The sequence below is a fragment of the Methylophaga sp. F7 genome, assembly GCF_056863975.1.
In genome coordinates this window covers 1,385,731-1,401,034 of the sequence record NZ_CM166511.1, presented here as the reverse complement: position 1 = coordinate 1,401,034, position 15,304 = coordinate 1,385,731, and the positions used below count along the sequence as shown (strand labels likewise).

19 protein-coding genes are annotated in these 15,304 nt (G+C 44.5%); 9 read left to right on the top strand and 10 right to left on the bottom strand.

The genetic code is table 11. The annotated features are described in order from the left end of the window. Positions 1–18: 18 nt before the first annotated feature. Both AC08OG_RS07310 and AC08OG_RS07305 read right to left on the bottom strand, forming a co-directional pair. Positions 19–390 (bottom strand): MerC domain-containing protein, encoded by a 372-nt coding sequence (locus tag AC08OG_RS07310; protein ID WP_292353401.1) that lies wholly within the window; start codon positions 388–390, stop codon positions 19–21. A 79-nt stretch (positions 391–469) separates the two neighbouring features. Beyond that, positions 470–2,530 (bottom strand): sensor domain-containing protein, encoded by a 2,061-nt coding sequence (locus AC08OG_RS07305; RefSeq protein WP_482930464.1) that lies wholly within the window; start codon positions 2,528–2,530, stop codon positions 470–472. 192 nt (positions 2,531–2,722) lie between these two features. Between AC08OG_RS07305 and AC08OG_RS07300 the strand changes: the two genes are divergently transcribed. The 5 genes from AC08OG_RS07300 to AC08OG_RS07280 all read left to right on the top strand — a co-directional run bounded on the left by AC08OG_RS07300 (position 2,723) and on the right by AC08OG_RS07280 (position 7,110). Continuing rightward, positions 2,723–3,214, top strand: a complete 492-nt coding sequence (locus tag AC08OG_RS07300) for an Arc family DNA-binding protein (RefSeq protein ID WP_292353403.1) — start codon at positions 2,723–2,725, stop codon at positions 3,212–3,214. A gap of 91 nt (positions 3,215–3,305) precedes the next feature. After that, a complete protein-coding gene (locus tag AC08OG_RS07295) occupies positions 3,306–4,115 on the top strand; it encodes an ion transporter (RefSeq protein WP_292353404.1) in 810 nt (269 codons plus the stop codon). A 93-nt stretch (positions 4,116–4,208) separates the two neighbouring features. Then, on the top strand, positions 4,209–4,739 hold the full coding sequence (locus AC08OG_RS07290) for a lipocalin family protein (protein ID WP_292353405.1): 531 nt from the start codon (positions 4,209–4,211) through the stop codon (positions 4,737–4,739). 97 nt (positions 4,740–4,836) lie between these two features. After that, entirely contained in the window at positions 4,837–6,609 is a 1,773-nt protein-coding gene (locus AC08OG_RS07285; RefSeq protein WP_482930463.1) for an SLC13 family permease, read from the top strand. Further along, positions 6,610–7,110, top strand: a complete 501-nt coding sequence (locus tag AC08OG_RS07280; protein ID WP_292400643.1) for a GNAT family N-acetyltransferase — start codon at positions 6,610–6,612, stop codon at positions 7,108–7,110. Here the strand turns inward: AC08OG_RS07280 and AC08OG_RS07275 are convergent. Beyond that, the gene (locus AC08OG_RS07275) at positions 7,102–7,680 is read right to left on the bottom strand and encodes a ZIP family metal transporter (protein ID WP_482930462.1); all 579 of its coding nucleotides are present in this window, start codon (positions 7,678–7,680) and stop codon (positions 7,102–7,104) included. The genes AC08OG_RS07280 and AC08OG_RS07275 overlap by 9 nt on opposite strands. A 29-nt stretch (positions 7,681–7,709) precedes the next feature. After that, complete coding sequence (locus tag AC08OG_RS07270; protein WP_482930461.1) at positions 7,710–8,033, bottom strand: hypothetical protein; 324 nt, start codon at positions 8,031–8,033, stop codon at positions 7,710–7,712. Positions 8,034–8,212: 179 nt separating this feature from the next. Here AC08OG_RS07270 and AC08OG_RS07265 point away from each other — a divergent pair, with 179 nt between their 5' ends. Both AC08OG_RS07265 and AC08OG_RS07260 read left to right on the top strand, forming a co-directional pair. Then, the gene (locus tag AC08OG_RS07265) at positions 8,213–8,404 is read left to right on the top strand and encodes a CPXCG motif-containing cysteine-rich protein (protein ID WP_292353409.1); all 192 of its coding nucleotides are present in this window, start codon (positions 8,213–8,215) and stop codon (positions 8,402–8,404) included. 226 nt (positions 8,405–8,630) lie between these two features. After that, complete coding sequence (locus tag AC08OG_RS07260; protein WP_292400635.1) at positions 8,631–9,014, top strand: hypothetical protein; 384 nt, start codon at positions 8,631–8,633, stop codon at positions 9,012–9,014. Between the two features lie 35 nt (positions 9,015–9,049). Here the strand turns inward: AC08OG_RS07260 and cmoB are convergent, their stop codons facing one another. From cmoB to tsaB, 3 genes are read right to left on the bottom strand one after another with little or no spacing between them, the layout of a single operon-like run. After that, a complete protein-coding gene (cmoB, locus tag AC08OG_RS07255) occupies positions 9,050–10,021 on the bottom strand; it encodes a tRNA 5-methoxyuridine(34)/uridine 5-oxyacetic acid(34) synthase CmoB (RefSeq protein ID WP_482930460.1) in 972 nt (323 codons plus the stop codon). Beyond that, on the bottom strand, positions 10,018–10,749 hold the full coding sequence (cmoA, locus tag AC08OG_RS07250) for a carboxy-S-adenosyl-L-methionine synthase CmoA (RefSeq protein ID WP_482930459.1): 732 nt from the start codon (positions 10,747–10,749) through the stop codon (positions 10,018–10,020). Before cmoA ends, cmoB begins: the two co-directional genes overlap by 4 nt. After that, positions 10,746–11,432, bottom strand: coding sequence for a tRNA (adenosine(37)-N6)-threonylcarbamoyltransferase complex dimerization subunit type 1 TsaB (gene tsaB, locus AC08OG_RS07245; RefSeq protein ID WP_482930458.1), 687 nt, complete (start codon positions 11,430–11,432; stop codon positions 10,746–10,748). Before tsaB ends, cmoA begins: the two co-directional genes overlap by 4 nt. A gap of 78 nt (positions 11,433–11,510) precedes the next feature. Between tsaB and AC08OG_RS07240 the strand changes: the two genes are divergently transcribed. Next, positions 11,511–11,639, top strand: a complete 129-nt coding sequence (locus AC08OG_RS07240; RefSeq protein ID WP_292353414.1) for a hypothetical protein — start codon at positions 11,511–11,513, stop codon at positions 11,637–11,639. A 15-nt stretch (positions 11,640–11,654) separates the two neighbouring features. After that, the gene (locus AC08OG_RS07235; protein ID WP_014706879.1) at positions 11,655–11,894 is read left to right on the top strand and encodes a hypothetical protein; all 240 of its coding nucleotides are present in this window, start codon (positions 11,655–11,657) and stop codon (positions 11,892–11,894) included. A 9-nt stretch (positions 11,895–11,903) separates the two neighbouring features. Here the strand turns inward: AC08OG_RS07235 and AC08OG_RS07230 are convergent, their stop codons facing one another. The 3 genes from AC08OG_RS07230 to AC08OG_RS07220 all read right to left on the bottom strand — a co-directional run bounded on the left by AC08OG_RS07230 (position 11,904) and on the right by AC08OG_RS07220 (position 15,298). After that, a complete protein-coding gene (locus AC08OG_RS07230) occupies positions 11,904–12,473 on the bottom strand; it encodes a YceI family protein (RefSeq protein ID WP_292353415.1) in 570 nt (189 codons plus the stop codon). A 16-nt stretch (positions 12,474–12,489) separates the two neighbouring features. Further along, a complete protein-coding gene (locus tag AC08OG_RS07225) occupies positions 12,490–13,035 on the bottom strand; it encodes a cytochrome b (RefSeq protein WP_482930457.1) in 546 nt (181 codons plus the stop codon). Between the two features lie 73 nt (positions 13,036–13,108). Continuing rightward, positions 13,109–15,298, bottom strand: a complete 2,190-nt coding sequence (locus AC08OG_RS07220) for a YgiQ family radical SAM protein (protein WP_482930456.1) — start codon at positions 15,296–15,298, stop codon at positions 13,109–13,111. Positions 15,299–15,304 lie beyond the last annotated feature (6 nt).

Here is a 15,304-nt window from a genome sequence, read left to right as displayed (position 1 = left end):
TAAATCCTGTTTATCCATTTACATTTCCCTCGTAACAGGAAGAAGTCGAAGTGACAGATTTCGGTTCCAGAGATGGGCGGTAATCAACAGCAGTCCGCCACTCAATGTGATCCATGTCTCCAGAGATTCCGGACCGATTAATGCTGAAACCATGGTGGAAAGTCCAATTCCACCGAGTAATAAAGGCCAATGATTTTTATGTCTGCGATAAGCTCCCGGTAAACTCAGAATCGCCAGCAGGATCACCGGAACGAGCATTACCTTATGCACCCATTCAGAAGTAAACCAATCCCCTAACAGTCCCGCTGTGCCAAATCCAATGACTATCGGTGTTACTAAGCAATGGATCATGCATGCACCTGAACAGGCCACGGCCAAATCATCTTTCATTTTCAGTTATCCCATAAATTATGATATATCATATCATTTCAATAACTGCGGCAACTGTCAACAAGTTAAAACGGAATTCTTATTCAGACATTCGTTTGATTAGCACATGTAATTCATAAAGTGTGGTTTGGAACGTGGTTTCCTGGGCATTAAATCCTGCCCGGCTGGCATGCACGTCCCCTGCTAGATAACTGGCCAGTAAATCATTTCCAGATTGAAAGATGTAATGATGAAATTGGCTGATCTGGTCAAGCGTGGCATTGTCCAGATAATGATGGTATCGGGCCTTTTCAAGCCAGATTCCGCAATGAGTATCGGATAATTGGGTTATCGGCCACTCGGTTTTAATCTCAGGCTCAGCAAAAAGTCTTTCCTGAAGTTGATGCAACCAGTATTTAAGATAAAAATAAAACAGACTGAGTCGTGCCTGCTTATGGTTTTTCAATAGACCCGATTGTGAACACCATTGCCTGAAGGGCTGATATGAGCTTAAAAACTTCATCAGTTGATCAATCGGCAAAGGCTTGGCTAACGCGTAGCCCTGTGCTTGATTACAGCCCATTGCCAATAACACTTCACCATGGGCAATAGATTCAACGCCTTCGGCAATAACCTGAATATTGAATGACTGTGCCAACGCAATGACACCTTCTACAATCTTACAATCCTCAGGCTCACTTAACATTCGTCTGACAAATGTCTGATCTACTTTGACAACATCCACCGGTAAAACCCGGATATGGGTCAACGATGAATAGCCGGTACCAAAGTCATCCAATGCCGTAGTAATGCCGAACTCTGATTTACAGAATTCGACTACATTACTGATAAGGCTCAAATCGCTTAACCGATTACTTTCCAGTATTTCAATCTGGAAACGACTGGTGTCCAGGCCAGGATAATGCTGAATCTGATATTGCAGCCAGTCAAAAAAATCTGCTGTCGATAAGTGATATGCGGTGAGATTGATACTCAGCTGATAGTTATGACCGTCCTGTTGCCAGGATGCGAGCTGTTTTAATGCCTGACGAATAACCCACTGGCCAAGACTGACTTCCAATTCAGTATCGTAAACCTGATCAATAAATTTATCGGGTGACAGCAGACCACGTTTGGGATGCTGCCAGCGAATCAAGGCTTCAAAGCCAAAGATATGCCCGGTACTCAGCGTCACCTTGGGCTGATAAAACAAAACAAACTGATCTTCACTTATTGCCGTCGCAATTTCTCGCAGCTGCTGGTTACGCTCGGTAATCTGGACCTCTTCACCTGGATCGTAGGCAACCACGGTAGATTTGCCATCCAGCTTGGCTTTATACATACATTGGTCAGCATGGCGGATTAATGTGTCCAGACTGCCTTTATCTTCGGGATAGAGCGTATAGCCTACTGAAGCTGTAATCATCATCGGCACATCATTAATGATAAAGGGGAGTGATATGGCTGAAAGCACTTTGTTAATAATGTCTGTGGCAGCAGCATGACTGGAAATACCACCGATAATCAGCACAAATTCATCGCCTCCGTAGCGCACGATGCTATCGCTTTCCTTCAGAGCAGTTCGAACACGTTCGGGAACCTTTTCCAATAATTGGTCAGCGGTGACCTTGCCATGAATATCATTAATACTTTTGAACTCATCCAGATCCATAAAGGCCACAACCAGTTTTTCATCCTTCTGGTCTGCCAGGGTACTCATATGACTGAATTCATTTTCCAGCCGGTTTTTATTGAGGATCTGATGTGAATTTCGATTTAGAACAAGATCAGAAAGAACAGCACGATACTTCCTGTCGGTGGTGATATCACTTAAATGACCCAAGTAAAACACTTTGCCGTGGGCATTGATTCGTTTCACACTAAACCGGGCTATGTAGTGCGATCCATCCTTGCGTTTATTGGACACTTCGCCTTGCCAGAAACCGTTGCGCTGCAATGACTGCCATAGAGACTGATTAAATACTTTATTTTGGCTTTCAGCACTAAGGATTTGCGGTTTGCTGCCGATAAGATCAGAACGGGAGTAGCCAGTGATATGTTGCATCGCTTCATTGATATCAACAATTTTCTGATGCTCATCCGTGATGACGATGCCTTCATGTGCAAATTTGAAAGCATTTTCTAATAATGTGTTTCTCACACTACGTGCCTTGTCCTTAACGTTGATCTTTAGCCATTCGTTCCGTCAGCTGCACAAGTCCTATTCACTGGTCTTTCACGTGTACTGAGCAACACTGGCTTTATCTAATACCACGGTGATAGATACCAGTGGTAATGAAACTACAGATGGTAACTAACTATGTCAATAACAACTGTTTACACTCTTTAAATAATGAGCGCGAGAAAAGGACCTTTTGGCCTTAGACTGCCTGCTGAGCTTATGTCTTGGCTACGTTCTGAGGCAACACAGCACAATCGGAGCACGACCAGTGAGGCATTGTTTTTATTACAAAACAGCCTGACGCATCGCTTCGGCAAAACAGCTGTGCGAGAATTTCTGCTGAGACACCCTACCAGCACCTACACTGAGGCTTTCGGGTTGCGCATTCCGGATGATTTGAAAGACCGTTTGCGTGATTTCAGCCATCAGCATGAAATCAGTCTCAACCTGGAAATTGTCATGAGATTGTTTCAGGATTATGAAAAACATCGCCAGCATTCTGTTGCTGCAAACATCAACCGGGGTGGTTACCGCGCAGTTGCTGAGAAACAATTTACTATTTCCGATTCCGAACAGCGATTACTCTGTTTATTTCGCGGTCTGAATGAGGCTAATAAAAAAGTCATAATGACGTTAATCAACAATCTTACGGATAATGATTGACTGGCTCTCTGATTTATTCAAATAAACGTCTTTGCCCCGTTAGAAATTCCGATTATGATCGCGGCCTTGATTGTCTTTTTGGCCCTGATTCATGCAAACCACCGCACCCTCTCCGCTCAGTTTTCAACATAAGTTAGAACGCCTGCGACAAAATCGTTTGTTCGAAATTATCGTGGTCAGCGTTATTTTATTTTCTGCCATGGTCACCGGGGTTAAAACCTATGAAATCCCCCTGCAAATTCTGCGCTTAGTCGACTGGCTGGATTATGCGATTACCCTGTTTTTTGTTGTTGAAATAAGCGTTCGTTTTCTGGCAGAACCCAATAAGCGCGATTTTTTCAAAAGTGGCTGGAATGTGTTCGATACTATTATCGTCGCGGTCTCTTTGATACCGGTCAATGATAGTGAACTGGCTTATGTGGCCCGGTTAATACGTATCTTTCGGGTATTACGGATGGTATCGGTAATCCCCGAACTCCGCCATTTGCTCAACTCTCTGCTCAAAGCGTTACCACAGCTGGGTTATGTTGCCTTGATGATGTTTATTATCGTCTATATTTTTGCCGCCATCGGCACCACGCTGTTCGAGGAGATAAATGAGTTTCTTTGGGGGGATATTGCTGTCTCAATGCTGACGTTGTTCCGGGTAATGACTTTCGAGGACTGGACTGATGTCATGTACGAAACCATGGCAGTGTATCCACTGAGCTGGATTTATTATCTGGTGTTTATCTTCCTCAATACTTTTGCCTTCCTCAATATGCTGATTGGTATTGTCGTCAATGTGATGGAACAGGAGCGTGCCGAAGAGCATGAAGAAGCGCATAAAAATGATATGACCATAGAAGATTTATCCGCACAGCTTGAAGAACTCAAAGCGCTCATCAAAACCCGATCCTGAAGTAATCCGGCGACGTCATTCTGCAAGCCGCCTTCACATTTGATTCACAACAGACATCCGATCATCAGCATCTCTATTTCAGGAGGGATGTCGATGATTGGTCGTAAATTATCTCTGTTGCTGTTTATCACGCTGTTAGCAGGATGTCAGTCAATGTCAAAACCGATTCGTACCGAAAACCATGTAGATATAAACCGATTTATGGGTGATTGGTATGTGATCGCCAATATTCCCACCTTTATTGAAAAAGGTGCACACAATGCTGTGGAATCTTACGAATTAAATGAAGATGGCACGATTGCCACGACCTTTACTTTCAATAAAGGCAGCTTTGATGGCGAACTAAAACAATATCATCCCAAAGGCTTTATTCTGGATGACGAATCTAACGCCGTCTGGGGAATGCAGTTTATCTGGCCTATCAAAGCCGACTACCGAATTGTTTACATAAATGACGATTACACCCAGACAATTATAGGTCGTGAAAAACGCGATTATGTCTGGATAATGGCCAGAACACCGCAAATTCCTGAACAGGATTACCTGCAAATGCTGAAACTGCTTGCTGAGCAGGGTTATGATATTTCGCAGATTAAAAAAGTCCCTCAGCAATGGGATAATTAATATATGTAAACATCATATGTAAATACATATTTATTAATTCTGTTTATATCGATTTCTTGCGATGATAGTCGCCTTGAATATGGCTTGGGCGATAAAAATGTCTTTGGAAGCATGGTTTACGTTAATCGTAACAACTAGTGTGTTACTCGTGTTGATATTCAGTCGTGTTCGCCCACATATTGCTATGATCACTGCCCTCACTGTATTACTGGCAACCGGCATTCTAAATGCCGAACAAGCCCTAGCAGGGTTCAGTAACAGTGGTTTGATTACCGTCGCTGCCATGTTTATTGTCGCTGCCGGTCTGCATGCGTCTGGTGGTGTGGACATTATGGTGAAATCGTTTCTGGGGTCACCCAAAACGGTACGTAGGTCCTATTTACGTATTTTTACTCCGGTCGTTTTCCTCAGTGCGTTTTTAAATAATACTCCTGTTGTGGCTACCATGATTCCTGGCCTTTTGGCCTGGAGCAAACGCATCAACATCAGCCCGTCAAAGATCATGATTCCGTTGAGTTATACCGCTATTTTGGGAGGCACTATAACGTTGATTGGAACCAGTACCAATCTGGTAGTGAATGGGCAATACCAGACATTAACTGGTGAAGCCGGGTTTTCAATATTTTCGATTACCATTATTGGACTGCCTGTTGCGATTTGTGGACTAGTGTTTATGTGGCTTTTCTTTCCTAAATGGTTACCGGATATTGGTAAAAGTCATGCATTCGAAAATGTTCGGGAATTCACGCTGGAAGTGATGGTTGAATCTAATGGTCCACTCGTGGGACAGAGCATTCAGCAAGCAGGTTTACGCGAGCAAAAAAGTGTTTATCTTGTCGAAATCGAGCGCAATGGGACATTGCTGACCGCCGTCACACCAGAACAACGTCTGCAAAGTGGCGATCGTCTGGTATTTGCTGGTGACACGCAGGGCATTACAGATTTATTGAGAATCAGGGGCATTGTCGCTTCCACTTCAGATTCAGAAAGTAGTGTTTTTTCTGCTGATCGTCCCGAACGTAGTCTGGTTGAAGCAGTCGTTTCTCCACATTGCGCCGCGATTGGAGAAACTATTCGCGATGCAAAATTTCGTCAACGTTATGGTGCGGTAATAATGGCTGTCGCGCGAAATGGAGAGCGTATCCCAGGCAATTTGAGCAATATTGTTTTAAAAGCCGGGGATACATTACTGCTGGAAGCCAGACCGGCTTTTGTCAGTCGGCAACGCTATAATAAAGACTTCTTGCTGATTAACGACCTCGGAAAAGAATCACCGAATCATGATAAGGCTGGCATTGCCTGGGTTATTTTAATTGCTCTGGTTACCGCCGCTGGTTTTGGGGTAATCAGCATGCTGAATGCGGCGTTGATTGGGGCTGTAATGATGATATTAACTGGCTGCTGCTCGGTGAGCCAGGCTGAACGTAGTCTGGATCTGACAGTGATTTTGACCATTGCCGCTTCATTTGCATTAGGTGTAGCGTTACAGCAAACCGGTGTTGCCGACGTGATTGCCACCGGTATAGTTTCATTAAGCCAGAATCAAGCCTGGTTAATGCTGGTGATGACATATATTGCTGTATCTGTACTGACCGAAGTAATTACCAATAATGCGGCAGCGGTATTAATGTTACCGATCGTATTGGAATTAACCTCCAAAGCCGAACTGCATAATGAACCATTCGTGTTTGCCATTATGATGGCGGCATCAGCCAGTTTTGCAACCCCATTGGGCTATCAAACCAATTTAATGGTGTATGGCCCAGGTGGTTATCATTTTCGTGACTTTTTAAAAGTAGGTGTGCCGATGAATTTCTTTATTGGTGCCGTAACCCTGACAGTCATTATGTTGATTTGGCCATTAAACTAAATGTTGATAGCTAATACGCCAATACAGCTCGCTTGTGAGCAAGATATCCCAGCGTTAGTCACACTGTTAACGGAGTGTGCCAATCATATGCATCAGCAAGGTATGTCCCATTGGCTGAATGTTTATGACGAAGCGTCTGTCAGACAGAATCTGCTACAAAAAACAGTCTATGTCATCAAGCAGGATTGCCGGGTTATAGGTTGTGTCGCTTTAGGGCTTAAACCAGCCGATTATTATGCAGACTGTTGGCCACAGGCCCCGCGGTCTGACTTCTATCTGACGCAATTGGCCGTACATCCCCAACACCAACAAGCGGGTTATGGACGACTACTGCTTCAGCACTGTTTAGGGTTAATCAGTGATCGGACCCTGCATTTGGATGCAGTAGCACATTATCCTCAATTACTTGAATTTTATCGAAAGTCTGGCTTTAAACAAATTGCCGAAGGCATTGGTCTCGGAGATCGTCGTTATTTGTTTGAGTACAGTCACTCAACCTAATAATGTATCTATCAGCATGATGGCAAATAAGCCGCCCATCAATCCCACTGTCGCTCTTGTCTGATGTCCGTTACGATGCGTTTCCGGTATGACTTCATGCGAAACCACAAATATCATTGCCCCGGCGGCAATGCCTAATCCCAAAGGATAGGAAACCGGTAAACCACTGGACAGGAATATACCCATTACGGCGCCAACCGGCTCGACCAGACCGGTTGCTGCAGCAATCACTACGGCTTTGCCGGAAGATATATTGATACGTCGCAATGCCAATACCACAGCAAGACCTTCGGGGATATTCTGTAAGGCAATCGCTGCGGTTAACGGAATACCCACCGCCAGATTACCATTGGTGTAACTTACCCCAATTGCCATGCCTTCCGGAAAGTTATGCAAGGCAATCGCCAAAACAAACAGTCCAACCCGACCTACCTGTTGATGCCCTGCTCCGCACGGACCAAGATGTTGATGTTCATGCGGCAGATAATAATCCAGCCCTAGCATCAACACCACTCCGCCAATCATGCCAAAAATGATGATAACTACTCCACTGACAGCATTTCCCGTCAATGCAGTACCTACTTCAATCCCCGGCAAAATCAACGAAAAAAACTGGCTCCCAACATCATACCTGCAGCCATGCCCAGCATAGTATCTTCAGTTACGGCGGGAAGCTTTTTAACGAATAAACCCGGTGCTGCACCCAGGGCCGTTGACAAGGCCCCAACGCCTCCACCTATAAGTGCCCATTTTAAAAACTGTGGGTCAACAGTGGACTGCCGATACAGCAAATTCATCAGAAACAATATTGCAAGCCCAGCGATTGACACCAGCAGTAGGATAGAAATTACTGGACGACTATTGAATTGTGTACGCCAACTTATAAAAAAAGCAGAAAGGGTTTGTTTTATTGCCTGTTGCATCGTGCTGTTCCCAGAGTTTATCTATTGGCTTTTTGATCTTTCATAGCCTCCAGCTATGGTGGCTATCAAAGATCAAAATGCCCTATGTCTTACACAAAAATATATTTAATGAATGACAGATTGAACTAATGCATGCCTAAACATTTCTTAACGATAATAAACAATTTTGGAGCATGGCGATGCAAGCTTTACAGGAACAATCCGTAATGTGTCCATATTGCGGTGAAACTATTGAAGTTTTACTGGATGCCAGTGTGGAATACCAACAATATATTGAGGATTGCTTTGTCTGTTGCCGCCCAATCGAATTTTCAGTGAGTGTAAATGCAGATGGTTCATTCAATGTCGTAGCTGTTGATGAAAATGCATAAAATTAAAGTTTCACTGGAGCTTATTGCGTAAACACAGTGTCTTATTGCTGAAAAAATCCACCATGGCGTTAAATTAAATAACGATTTTTAAGTAGATTTTAAGCACGAAAAAAATAAACCCATGGATTTAAAGGAAAAATATCCTGCTTAAACAAGGATAGTTTACTTATTGAAGGATGTTATATTTCGGTTTCTAATGGACTTCTACCAAAGATGGGAATGCACATTGAATCGTATTTGGCATAATAGTTTTTACCCGTTACTCATTGTGGCGCTTTTAATACCAACTGCTCATGCCTCATTGGATCTTTTAGCAGGCGTCGAAGCAGGTATTGAAACCGACACCGCGATGACCACGATTGATCTTGATAGAACTCAGGAAATCCTTTCATCCAATGATTTCGAGTCCGAACATGGCTGGATTAATCACCATACTGGCATCCAATATCAAATCCAGCTGTTGCGAAGTTATTCTTACGGGCACTACCCCTGCCTTGCCTATCAGTTAAAAATCAAAAACGGTGATGACTTACAGGAAAAATCGCTGGATGCCTGCCAGCATCGTAGTGGCAAGTGGATTTCGGTTTCACCCAGTTCAATGGCTTTCTAAAGACATCCTCTAACGATTCCAAACCTCAATCTCAGCTATGGTGCATCAGCAATAAATATCGCTCGTTTTGGTGCCGGGTAGCCTTCAATGGTTTTATGCATATCCTGAGGGTCCAAAAAATCGGCTAACGATTCAAATGTCATCCACTCTGTTGCTCGTTGTTCTTCCAGTGACGTAAGATTTTCATCCACACAGCGCACATTTTTATAACCACATCTACGCAGCCATATCAGCATCGTTGGAATTGATGGAATAAACCAGACATTGCGCATTTTGGCGTAACGTTCCTCTGGCATCAGTCTCATGCCCTCTTCCCCATCAATAATCAGAGTTTCCAATACCAGTTCACCGCCGCTACGAAGACAATGACGTAATTCCATCAAATGGCTTAGCGGTGAACGGCGATGGTATAAAACGCCCATGGAAAAGACCGTATCAAAGAGATGCAATTTTTCAGGCATATGTTCAATACCAATCGGTAAAACAAAATGCTTTTCACTTTGAATAAAGTGCTGCATCAATTGATATTGCATACTGAATACTAATGTTGGATCGATCCCCATTACCATCTGGGCACCCTCACCCACCATGCGCCAGCCGTGATAGCCATTGCCACCACCAACATCCAGAACCTTTCGTCCATGCAAAGGGCTGAGATGCGGTAATACGCGATCCCATTTCCAATCCGATCGCCACTCAGTATCAATATGTATATCAAATAATTGATACGGCCCTTTACGCCAGGGATGAAAGGTTTTGATCAGCTCAATAAATGAAGATGAGTCATAAGCCGCCAAATCTTCTTTTACGCCAATATCAACCCGTTGTTGCAGTTCTATAACAGAAGGTTTTATGGAGGGTAAATCCGCCAACGCTTTTTGCCATAACGGCATCTTGCCATGAAAATCATCAGCCAGTCGCTGGTCAGTAAATTTGGCCAATTGTTTGGCCCAATCAGCTTGTCCAACGGATTCAAGCCAACGATAAAACGGGTCATATACTGTCATTTAAACGCTATCAAAGAGGCAAAGTTAAAACATTGAAACCAGCATTCGCTACGAGAAAAACCGGCTTGGCTAAGGCGTTGTTGGTGCATTGCCAGAGTTTCGGGGATTAATACGTTTTCCAGCGCGCTGCGTTTCTGACTGATTTCCAGATCACTATAGCCATTGGCCCGTTTGAAATCGTGATGCGCTTCAGTGAAAAATGTCTGTTGTTCAGGACTATCAAAAGCCAATTTTTCCGACAGGATAAATACGCCACCCGGTTTCAGGCCCTGATAGATTTTATCAATCAACTCATCCCGTAACGCTGGTGCAATAAACTGCAAGGTAAAGTTCATCACCACTACCGAGGCATTTTCAATAAGCGTTTGGTTAATATCTTCACAGCGTAGCTCAACCGGTACGCGATTATTATCCGCCGCGATGATTTTCTCCGCCCGTTCAATCATTGCTAGAGAATTATCAACAGCAATAATCTGACAACCTTCCGCCTTAATACGCTGGCGCATTGACAAGGTAATCGCCCCTAAGGAACTGCCCAGGTCATAGCAACTGCTGTTTTCCTGAGCATAACGAGCGGCCAGAATGCCGATATTGGAGATCAGGGTGCCATAGCCAGGCACCGAACGCTGGATCATATCGGGAAACACGTCCACCACGCGTTCATCAAAACGAAAGTCCACCATCTGTTCCAGCGGAGAAGCGAATATGTTATCGGCTTTTTTAATCATCCCTGTTGTGCCTTCTTTTTAGCAACATTATTCCGCAGATACACTGGTAGCGCCTTATCAGCACTGACAAACTCACCACGCCGATAAAACTGCTCAGCAAGTTTAAGAATCGTTGCTGCACCAGGATAAATATCGGCTTGCTGGTCAATCAATTGTTCAAAAAAGTTGGCTTGCAACATCTCAGCATAAACCTGCCAGCCATTTCCTGCACCTAACCACTTTTCGGCATTTGCTGGAAAAAAATGTTTAGCAGTACACACTTTTTCCTCGTCGATTAGCGTCACAAACCCATCTTTCACCTGAAAACAACCTGCATAGATTTCATCCATACGGGCATCCATGGCCACGGCTATGTTTTGATGACCAAAAGCATCAAAAGCAGCCTGCGCAACAGCAGCAAGTGTTGAAACAGGGATGACTGGAAGTTCACGGGCAAACGCAATTCCCTGCGCAACTCCGACACCAATGCGCACACCGGTAAACGAACCAGGGCCCCTACCAAATGCCAATGCATCGATATCGGCAATTGAGGCATCGGCTTGCTTGAAAAGTTGATCGAGCATCCCCAAGATCAGGGTCGAATGCCCTCGCTGAGTCATTTGCTGTTGCTGATACAACACACCGTTTATGGTGATTGCAGCAGAACAACTTTCAGTACTGGTATCAAGGGCAAGCAAATTCATAGGTTGGTCATCATCATGTCATTTGTCCGTCACAGTCGCGCATTATAATTCAACCGTGCACTACAAAGGAGTTTTGCTATGGGTTATATCGTTGATACCATCTATATTTTCCGCGAATTGATGAAGCTGCTGTTTGTGGTAGTAACATCACCTTTCGCCGTCGTGGGTAGTTTGTTGATGCTGGGTAGTGTTACCTGGCAGTCATAAATATTGAGGAAACCAATGAGCGTCATACATCTTCAAGCACTGGATAAAATTCGCGAACAGGATTGGCATGGCGCTCATCAACTTATCCAGCAATACAGTGATCCACTGGCCTGTTTAATCCATGGTTACCTGCATCGAATTGAAGGGGATCTTTCTAACGCTGCTTACTGGTACAACCGTGGTCAAGAGGCTGTACCAGCAAACAGTCTAGAGGACGAGCTAAAACGTTTGTTTAAACTCGCCCGACAAGATTAATCAAATCAACTACTGTCTGATACCTTCAATAGACAAAATCAGAAAGACTTCCTGAGAGCTTGGTCCCAACTTGCTGACATCAATGTCATAATCTTCAATGATAAAGCTGGTTTCGCCATAAAAACCGACTCGATAACCACCCCATGGATCATCACCTTCACCGACTTTCTCAACTGGAATGGTCATCGGTTTGGTAACACCGTGCAACGTGAAATCGCCTTTCATCAATAATGTACCGTCTTCCAGCTGTTCGAAGCTGGTGGAAGTAAAGCGAGCATCAGGATATTGCGCCGTTTCAAGAAATTGTTCACGCAAATGTTTATCACGCTCAGCAAAATTGGTATCTACACTGGCAACATCAATTTTCACATCAATTTTTGACGCTTCCGGGTTTTCCGAGTCATAACTGAAAGTCCCTTCAAAATCATTAAAGCGACCGCTCATCCAGCTAAATCCCAAATGCTGAATCCGAAAATCAATAAATGCATGGGCTTTCTGGGTATCAATAACATAGTCAGCCGCATGAGCAGGCAATGTAAACACCGTACTCATAGCCAAGGCAAAGATGGTTTTTTTCATGGTAACTCCTGTTGGTTTAAAGATTAAGCATGCGACGCAACGTTGCATCTTTATTGATGAAATGATGTTTCAACGCCGCCAGGGCGTGGAATGAAGCCAATGAAATAATGAAGTAGCCAGACCATAAATGCAGTTTGCTGACCAGATCACTGGTTTCAACCGATAATTTGGAAATAGCTGGAATACTGAACCAATCGAAAATCCCCAAAGATTCACCCTTTGCAGTGACAATCAGGTAGCCAGTTATTGCCAGGAGGACAATGGCCAGGTTCATTAATTGGTGAACGACTTTGGCTGCCAGTTGCTGCCAAACGGGGGAAGATGAAATACCTTTTGGTTTTCCTGCAATGGGTCGCCAGATCCAGCGCAACACTACCAATAGAAAAACAATAAATCCCAAACCTTTATGCCACCAGGGTGCCTGGTAATACCAGTCGTCATAATAGCCAAGGTCGACCATCCATATGCCAAGAAAGAACAAGCCAATGGTGAGCAGTGCGACCGACCAATGCAGCAGTATGCTGATTAAACCGTAGTGATCTTTGCTGTTGATTAAACGCATGCACTCCTCTCCATAGGAATCTCTTGAGATGGTTTTCAGACCCAGCTTTTACCGGCTGGGTTCCATTCAAATGCTATCGTTTACGGGAACGTTGCGTTCCACTTTTTACCTTTTTGGAGCGAACATGCTGGGTACGGAAAGCCGGTTTTGTTGAAGGCGTTTTTGCCTTACGGGTAATACGTTTGCCTTCACCCATTTCGCCAGTGCCTTTGGGTTGAAAGCTCGGTATAAGATGTTTTTTGCCATTACCGATCAAATCAGATCTGCCCATACTTTTCAGGGCTTCACGTAACATCGGCCAGTTTTCCGGATCGTGATAACGCAAAAACGCTTTATGCAAACGCCTAACTTTCAAGCCTTTCGGAACGGTAATATCGCCGCCCTGACGACGTACTTTGTGTAAGGTATCCTTGCCCGAATGATACATTGCGGCTGCAGCTGACATCGGTGAGGGCAAATATGCCTGAACCTGATCGGCTCGAAAGCCATTATGTTTTAACCATAACGCCAGATTCATCATATCTTTATCAGTCGTACCCGGATGGGCAGCGATAAAATACGGAATCAAATACTGTTCTTTGCCAGCCTGCTTGGAATATTTATCAAACATGGCCTTAAATTTATCGTAGGTTCCAATGCCCGGTTTCATCATCTGTGACAGTGGACCATCTTCGGTATGTTCCGGTGCAATTTTCAGATAGCCGCCCACATGATGAGTGACCAGTTCTTTGACATATTCCGGTGACAGAACCGCGAGGTCATAACGCAATCCAGAGGCAATCAGGATCTTCTTGATACCCGGCAGACTGCGGGCACGACGATATAAATTAATTAACGGCGTATGGTCAGTATTCAGGTTTTTACAGACACCCGGAAAAACACAGGACAGACGACGGCAACTGGCTTCGATTTCTTCGCTGTTACAAGCCAGTCGATACATATTGGCGGTCGGACCACCGAGATCCGAGATAATGCCGGTAAAGCCGGGCGTGGTATCGCGAATGGCCTCTATCTCACGAATAATCGAATCTTCACTGCGGCTCTGGATAATACGACCTTCATGTTCGGTAATCGAACAGAAAGTACATCCACCAAAGCAGCCACGCATGATATTCACCGAAAAACGGATCATCTCATAAGCTGGGATATTGGCCTGGCCATATTCCTTATGCGGCAAACGGCTATAAGGCAGATCAAATACCGCATCCATCTCTTTGGTAGTCAAAGGAATCGGTGGTGGATTGAGCCAGACATCCTGATCGCCGTGTTGCTGAACCAGCGCCAGTGCATTACCCGGATTAGTCTCTAAATGTAGAATCCGTGAAGTATGTGCATAGATTATTGGATCGTCTTTAACGGTTTCGTAACGCGGCAGGCGAATAACGGTTTTCTCAGCATTACGCGGAGAAACGCGATGAATTTTGATTACATTGGTAGCGGGTTCAACTGGAGCAGCATTTTGCTCAGCAGTTTCGGCCTTGGATTGCTCGCAGCTCTCTTCGGTCTGCATCTGATATGGATCAATTGGCGGATTAAGCTGGCCTGGTTTATCAATACTGGTGGAATCTTTTTCCCACCAGTCATCACGCCGCCCATGACGCCTTGTATAGACCGTGCCACGAACATCGATCAGTTCACTAACCGCCTCACCTTGCGCGAGACGATGAGCTATTTCAACTACCTGCCGCTCACCATTTCCGTAAACCAGTAAATCGGCTTTGGAATCCATAATCACGCTGCGGCGTACTTTTTCGGACCAGTAATCATAGTGAGCAATACGACGTAAACTGGCTTCAATGCCCCCAATAACGATTGGCACACCCTTGTAAGCTTCACGACAACGCTGACTGTATACAACAACACTGTGATCAGGGCGTTTACCACCCTCTCCATCGGCAGTGTAAGCATCATTACGACGAATTTTTTTATCTGAGGTGTAACGATTGACCATCGAATCCATATTGCCGCCAGTGACGCCAAAAAACAGATTCGGTTTACCTAATCGCTGAAAATCTTCAGTGCTGTTCCAGTCGGGCTGCGAAATAATTCCGACCCGAAAACCTTGCGATTCCAGTAATCGACCAATTAATGCCATGCCGAAACTGGGATGATCCACATAGGCATCCCCGGTAATGATGATCACATCACAACTGTCCCAACCCAGAGCTTCCATTTCACTGCGTGACATTGGCAATTGTGGCGCAACACCAAAGCGGTGAGCCCAGAATTTGCGGTAAGAAAAAATATCGGGAGCGGCTTGCATACAACC